The organism is Streptosporangium sp. NPDC003464 (assembly GCF_053588315.1).
In genome coordinates, this window is the sequence record NZ_JBSFPS010000404.1 from 1 (window position 1) to 6045 (window position 6045).

The window sequence follows — 6045 nt, forward strand, 5'->3', positions numbered from 1 at the left end:
GAAAGGTTCTCCTCCTTCGAGTATCGGACGGTGCCCACCTTCGGACGGACCATGCCTTACGGCGGAGCGCGCCTTCCGGCGGATCGGCGCCTTCCGGTGGGCCGTGCCTTCCGGCGGATCGGCGCCTTCCGGTGGGCCGTGCCTTCCGGCGGATCGGCGCCTTCGCGGTGGATCAGCCGAACGGCAGCCGCACCAGGGAACGGTCGCCGGTGCCGAGGGTGGTCGTGCCGCCGCCGATGGCGTTCCAGACCTCCACCCTCACCCGGCCGCCGGACAGGTCGCCGAGCGTTCCGGAGGAGGACTGCAGGCCGGCGGCCTGGGTGTAGTGCTCCCAGCCGGTCACCGGGTCGGTGGCGAAGTAGCGGTAGGTCTCCACCCGGTCCCAACTCCCGTCACCGGTCAGGTCGTAGGAGACCCGGAGCTGGACGCCGTTGGCGACCGTGGTGCCCGCGTCCACGGAGAGGTCGAACGCGGTGGCCCCGCCGTTGTGGGCGGCGGTCAGGCCGGTGGCCGTGAAGACCTGCGCGTTCACGGGCGTGCCGTCGTGGTTGCCGTTGGCCGCGGCCAGCGTGACGGTGCCCGCCGTACCCGGGGCGCCCGGCAGCCCCCCACCCGCCTGCGGGTAGCGCGTCGCGGCGAAGGGGCCCACCGTGGGAGTGGACGTCGGGGTGGGCGTGGGCGTCGGGGTGGGACCGGAGCCGCCGCCGGCGTTGCCGCCACTCCAGGTGTGGGCGCCCGAGGTGACCGTCTTGCCGGCCGGGACGTTGAGCACGGTGCCGTTGGAGAAGGTCACCGTGATCGCGGCGCCGGTGATGTTGGACGCCACGTAGGTGCGGGCGCCGTTCTTGCTGAACACCTTGGCCAGGGGATGGTCGGCGGTGACCGAGGTGTCCACCGTGCCCAGGGCGGCCAGGTTGCGGATCCAGTGGAAGGTGTGCGCCCTGCTCTCCCCCTCCTCGGAGGTGAGACCGCTGTTGGCGCGGAAGTTCGCCAGGGCGGCGTCCCCGTTGCCGAGGGCGAGGAACTCCCAGAGGATGTCCCGCCACACCGTGGGCGGCCCGCCGTTGTTCCTCGTCAGCTCGTTGTAGTTGGTGGTCACGTAGCCGGGGTTGTCGCCCAGGTAGAAGTGGCCGCCGGTGACGGGCAGCATGTTGATGCCCTGGATCATCTCCGGCTCGGCGCTGAACCAGGTGGCGTAGGCGCCGCCGTCGCCCCAGACCATGCCGACCGTGCTGTGGCCGAAGGCCGCGGGGAAGTTCTGGTCGCGCACGTCGAACCAGTACTCCCGGATCGCCGCCGCCTGCGTGGTGTAGATGTAGACGCCGGCGTCGCGGACCGCCGTGTTGCCGGTGGCCTGGCCCCACTGGATCAGGGCGTTGGCGAAGTTCATGCCCTCGGACGAGGACTCCTGGTTGTTGCCCGCGCCGAAGGCCCCGTGACCCGACGCCCAGTCGTGACCGGCGTAGATGTCGAAGTCGCGCAGGTAGGGGAAGCGCGTGTCGCCGCGGTCGTAGTTGTTGGCGTCACGGATCAGCAGGTCGACCATGCCGCCGTAGCGGCCGGCCCGCGCCCAGTCCGGGTCGAACTTGGCCAGGGTCGCGGCGGCCGCGATGTAGTAGCCGTAGTGGAAGTGGTGGTCGTTGAGCTCCTGGTCGGAGCCGTAGGAGGCCGGGTAGCCGATCAGCGTCCCCCAGGTGGGGTTGAGGTAGAAGACCCGTGAGGTCTTGCCCGGCGAGGCGGTGAACCAGTCGGTGAGACGGGTGCGGATGGCGCCCAGGGCCGCGTCGCGGACCGAGGTCAGGTTGAGCTGGTCGGCGATCTCCGCGATGCGGGCGGCGCGGCCGAGTCCCTTGCCGGTCCAGTAGGTGTCGTCGCCCCGGTTGTCCATCGGGTTGCCCTGCTCGGCGTTGAGGAGGGCGGTGACCGTGGCGAGGTCGGCTCCGCCGCCGTCGCCGACGGCGGGCACCTCGGGCAGCACGCCGGTGTACTTCATCGACGTCCTGAACTGCGTCCCGGTGACGATCTTCATCTGGCCGCGCGCGGAGGTGTAGGTCTGCGGCAGCGGCGTGGAGCCGGTCAGGTGGTTCCACTGGTGCGGGTAGAGCGCGATGACGGTGCCGGTGGCGGTGCCCTGCCTGGCCGTGGTGGTGAAGGCGTACGTCGTGCTCAGCGTGGCGCTGCCCGGGGTGTAGGAGTAGGAGACGCGGGTGCCGGTGACGTGCGCGTGCGCGTACTGGCCGTAGGTGCTCGCCAGGGCGGCGCGGTCACCGCCGGCCGGGAGCACCGCCACCGAGAAGAAGCCCTTGCCCGCCAGGGAGGAGCTGATCGTCGTCCCGGCGACCGTCCAGGTGGCGCCGGCCGGGGCGTAGGCCACGTAGTCGTGGCCGTTGGCGGTGAAACCGACGGTGGCGCCGCTGTTGGACCACACCGCCGGGGCGCCCGAGGTGGTGATCCGCGCGTCGCCGCCGGTGACCTGGAAGTAGGCGAACGGCAGGCCGTGGCCGATGGTGGCCTTCATGGTCCGGCCGCCGCCGCTCCAGTACGGCGTGACGGTCCAGTCGCTCCAGCCGTCGACCTTGACGTCGGGCGAGTTCAGCCCGGCGACGCCGACCCGGATGTCCTGGACGTAGGGGTAGTGGAACTCTCCCACCCCGGTCGCCGTCCCGCTGATCGCCGGGGTGGTGGTGTAGGAGAAGCCGAGGCCGTCGCCGAAGGTGTCGTAGGAGATCGGGTGGGCGTGGAGCGGCTCGCCGTAGGCGCAGTCGGTCCGCTTGTAGAGGATCGACGACCACCAGTCATTGGTCGGGACGGCCCCCGCGGGCGCGTTGGCGGTCACCCACTGGCGCGGGTTGGTGGAGACGGAGCCGCAGCCGGTCGGCAGCGAGCGGCCGGCGGGCAGGGTGTCCGCGTAGCTGCCGGCGCCGACCGGCGCCGCCTCCGCGGAACGGGTGAGGCCGAGGCCGAACATGCCGGCCACCATCGCGGCGGCGACGCCGGCGACGAGGGCGCGCCCGCGGGTCCAGGGACGGCGGGCGGGCCGCCTTTCGCGGGGCTGCGGACTGTCCGGACCCGTGGTCCGGCTCGATGGATGCATGGGGGGTGCCTCCGGGAGAAGTGGGGGGATCCGAGGCGGGCCGATCGAGAGAGCGCTCTCTTGACCGCGAAAGTAACGGCCCGTTCCACCGTCGTCAATGTTTCGTCTTGGTAACGGAGAAGTGAAGGAAAGAAGTGCAGGCGGGAGAGGTATCCCACAAAACATGGGCTCATCGCACCGGAGAAACACGACGGAGACCGCCGGAAGGCCGATCACCGGCCGGGCGTCAGCCACCCTCTCACGCGTGAGAGCGCTCTCATCACCAGGAGCCGTACGCGGCCGGCCGCCGGGGGTGCGACACCCCGGGCCGCCATCCGGGCCGGAGGCGCCGCCCGGGGATGACCACAGCAACCCGAGTCGGCGAAACTCACCGCGCGGTGACAAAACCAAGGCTGGACACTCCGTGTAGCAGACTATTTACTTTCCGTGACCATTCCAGCACCCCCTGTCCCGGGAGACACCATGCGAAGCAAGAGGCTCACGACCATCGCCCTGGCCGCCCTCGTCGGCTGCGCGGGCCTGACGGCGCTGTCCGTCACGCCCGCCGGAGCCTCCGCGCCGGCGGCGGCCCCGGCGGCGGCCGACTTCACGGGTTACCAGATCGTCAAGCTGCCCAACGCCAACGTCCCCAACTTCCAGCGCCGCACGGTCCGCTGCCCCAGCGGCAAGAAGGCCGTCGGCGGTGGCGCCGAGGCGCAGGGCAATGACGCGATCCTGGTCGGCTCCTTCCCCACCGATGACGGCGCCGGCTGGATCGGCCTCGGCCGCCAGAACAACTACAGCGACGTCGGCATCAGCGTCTACGTGATCTGCGCCAACGTCAGCTAGCCCCACCCGCCCCCAGCTCTGGCCAGACCCCGCAGGGTCTGGCCAGAGCCTTTCTGTCGCGGGACTCCCCGCCTCTCCCAGCTCTGTCGCGGGACTCGCCGCCTCTCCCGACACCGGGTCGCGATCATCCCCGGCCGCCGAAAGATCACCCGAGCGAGAACAGGGAGGCTTCACGAGTGAGGCGCCTGCGACACCGCTCCGACAATCTCATCTCCCGGGGAACCTGGGCGATGACCGGCCTGCTCGCCGTCGTGGCGCCGGTCATGGCGGCCGCCGGCGCGGCGGCCATCCTCGCGCCGTTCCGTCCGGGAGCGGCCACCCACCCGGCGGGGCCCAGCGGGCCGAGCCGACCTGAACAGCACTCCGTCCAGCGCACGGGCCGCGCGGGACCACCAGGAGACCAGGACACGTCACCGCCAGGCGGCCAGGACACGGACCGGCGCGTCACCGCCAAGCGGTCAGAGCGCGGGACCACCAGGCGGTCAGGACAGGGACCGGCGCGTCACCGCCAGGCGGTCAGGGCACGGCGAGGGTTGCGGGGTCGACCTGGACGGCCGCGCTGAGGGCCCAGCGCATCCGGGCCTCGTACGTCTCGGGATGGTCTCCGGCCTCCTGCGCGACGCAGGCGGCACAGGAGGCGATGTCCTCGTGACAGGCGCGCAGACCGTCTTCGATGACCGTACGCACCTGCTCCGGCGAGGGATGGTCGGATGCCTGCAACGTGGAGGCGAAAAGGATCTTTGCCAGGTCGGACACGCTCATCGTGGTCGGCATCGTCTGCCCCTCTCTCCGGGACCTGCCGGTTACACGGAACCTCGGCGGCGCCCGTTGATCGTCAGCCTCGTGTTCTCATCTCCATCGTCTCGCCTGATACCGACATTTTTCGCGAATCAGACAAGGAGCTTGAAGGGTACGAACATTGCTCTATTTGGCTATACCCATCGATCCACGCGGTGATGCGGCCCAGTGGCCACACCGATCACCCGGAAGGGGCGCGGCCACCCGGGAAACGCGGAGAGCCCGGGAAACGCGGGAAGCCCGGCCGTGACACGGCCGGGCTTCCCGTCAGGTGCGCCGCCAGGGACTCGAACCCCGGACCCGCTGATTAAGAGTCAGCTGCTCTAACCAACTGAGCTAGCGGCGCTTGACCTCGACAAGAATACCGGATTCGGAGCCATGGTCCGTACGTGAGATGACATGTGCCGGTCGCGGCCCCGCCGGCGGGCAGCCCCGGGCCGTCCCCGCCTAGCCCGGGAACGGGCCCGCGTCGTGGACGAGGATCGCCGCCTGGACCCGGTTGGCCAGGCCGAGCTTGGCCAGGGAGTTGCTGACGTGCGCCTTGACGGTCGCCTCGCTCATCGTCAGCTCGCGGCCGATCTCGGCGTTGGACAGGCCCCGGGCGACCTCCCGCAGGACCTGGCGCTCGCGGTAGGTGAGCACGGCGAGCCGCTTGCGCGCCGCCTCGGCCGGCGACGGCCCCTTCTCCGCGAAGGAGCTGATCAACCGCCTGGTGACAGTGGGGGCGAGCATGGCGTTGCCGGCCGCGACCGTGCGGACGGCGGCGGCGAAGTCTCTCGGCGGTGTGTCCTTGAGCAGGAAGCCGACCGCGCCGGCACGGAGGGCCAGGTGGACGTATTCGTCGATGTCGAACGTCGTCAGCATGATCACCTTGGGGGGATCGGGCAGCCTGCCGATCTCCGCCGCGGCGGAGAGGCCGTCCATGCCGGGCATGCGGACGTCCATGAGGATGACGTCCGGGCTGAGCCGGACGGCCGCGCCGACCGCCTCGGCGCCCTCGCACGCCTCACCGACGACCACGACGTCGCCGGTGGCCTCCAGGATCATGCGCAGGCCCGACCGGACGAGCACCTCGTCGTCGACGATCAGCACTCGGATCACACGACCCCCTCCACCCGCTCCGCCGGAAGCCGGGCGGACGTCCTGAACCCGCCGCCGGGCAGCCTGCCGACCTCGAACTCGCCGCCCGCCAGCTCGACGCGCTCGCGCAGCCCGGTCAGGCCCAGCCCGGCGTTGGCGGCGTCGTGGAAACCGTTGGTGTAGTCGAACGCCAACGCCACGACCACCACGCCGATGACGAGTGCGAGCGTGAGGTCCACTTAGCT

Annotated in this window: 5 protein-coding genes and 1 tRNA gene; 1 reads left to right on the forward strand and 5 read right to left on the reverse strand. The window is 70.9% G+C overall.

The window, feature by feature from the left end:
• Positions 1-172: 172 nt before the first annotated feature.
• Entirely contained in the window at positions 173-3094 is a 2922-nt protein-coding gene (locus tag ACWDS7_RS45690) for a glycosyl hydrolase (RefSeq protein WP_451934392.1), read from the reverse strand.
• A gap of 462 nt (positions 3095-3556) precedes the next feature.
• Between ACWDS7_RS45690 and ACWDS7_RS45695 the strand changes: the two genes are divergently transcribed.
• Positions 3557-3922, forward strand: a complete 366-nt coding sequence (locus ACWDS7_RS45695) for a hypothetical protein (protein WP_306865375.1) — start codon at positions 3557-3559, stop codon at positions 3920-3922.
• 516 nt (positions 3923-4438) lie between these two features.
• Here the strand turns inward: ACWDS7_RS45695 and ACWDS7_RS45700 are convergent.
• From ACWDS7_RS45700 to ACWDS7_RS45715, 4 genes are all read right to left on the reverse strand, one after another.
• Positions 4439-4696 (reverse strand): hypothetical protein, encoded by a 258-nt coding sequence (locus ACWDS7_RS45700; RefSeq protein WP_451934393.1) that lies wholly within the window; start codon positions 4694-4696, stop codon positions 4439-4441.
• 296 nt (positions 4697-4992) lie between these two features.
• Positions 4993-5066: transfer RNA gene (locus tag ACWDS7_RS45705), tRNA-Lys, on the reverse strand.
• A gap of 101 nt (positions 5067-5167) precedes the next feature.
• Positions 5168-5821 carry a response regulator gene (locus ACWDS7_RS45710; RefSeq protein ID WP_306865367.1) on the reverse strand — a complete coding sequence of 218 codons (654 nt, stop codon included), beginning with the start codon at positions 5819-5821 and terminating at the stop codon, positions 5168-5170.
• Complete coding sequence (locus tag ACWDS7_RS45715) at positions 5818-6006, reverse strand: hypothetical protein (RefSeq protein ID WP_451934394.1); 189 nt, start codon at positions 6004-6006, stop codon at positions 5818-5820. The genes ACWDS7_RS45710 and ACWDS7_RS45715 overlap by 4 nt, the downstream gene beginning before the upstream one ends.
• Between the last annotated feature and the right edge of the window lie 39 nt (positions 6007-6045).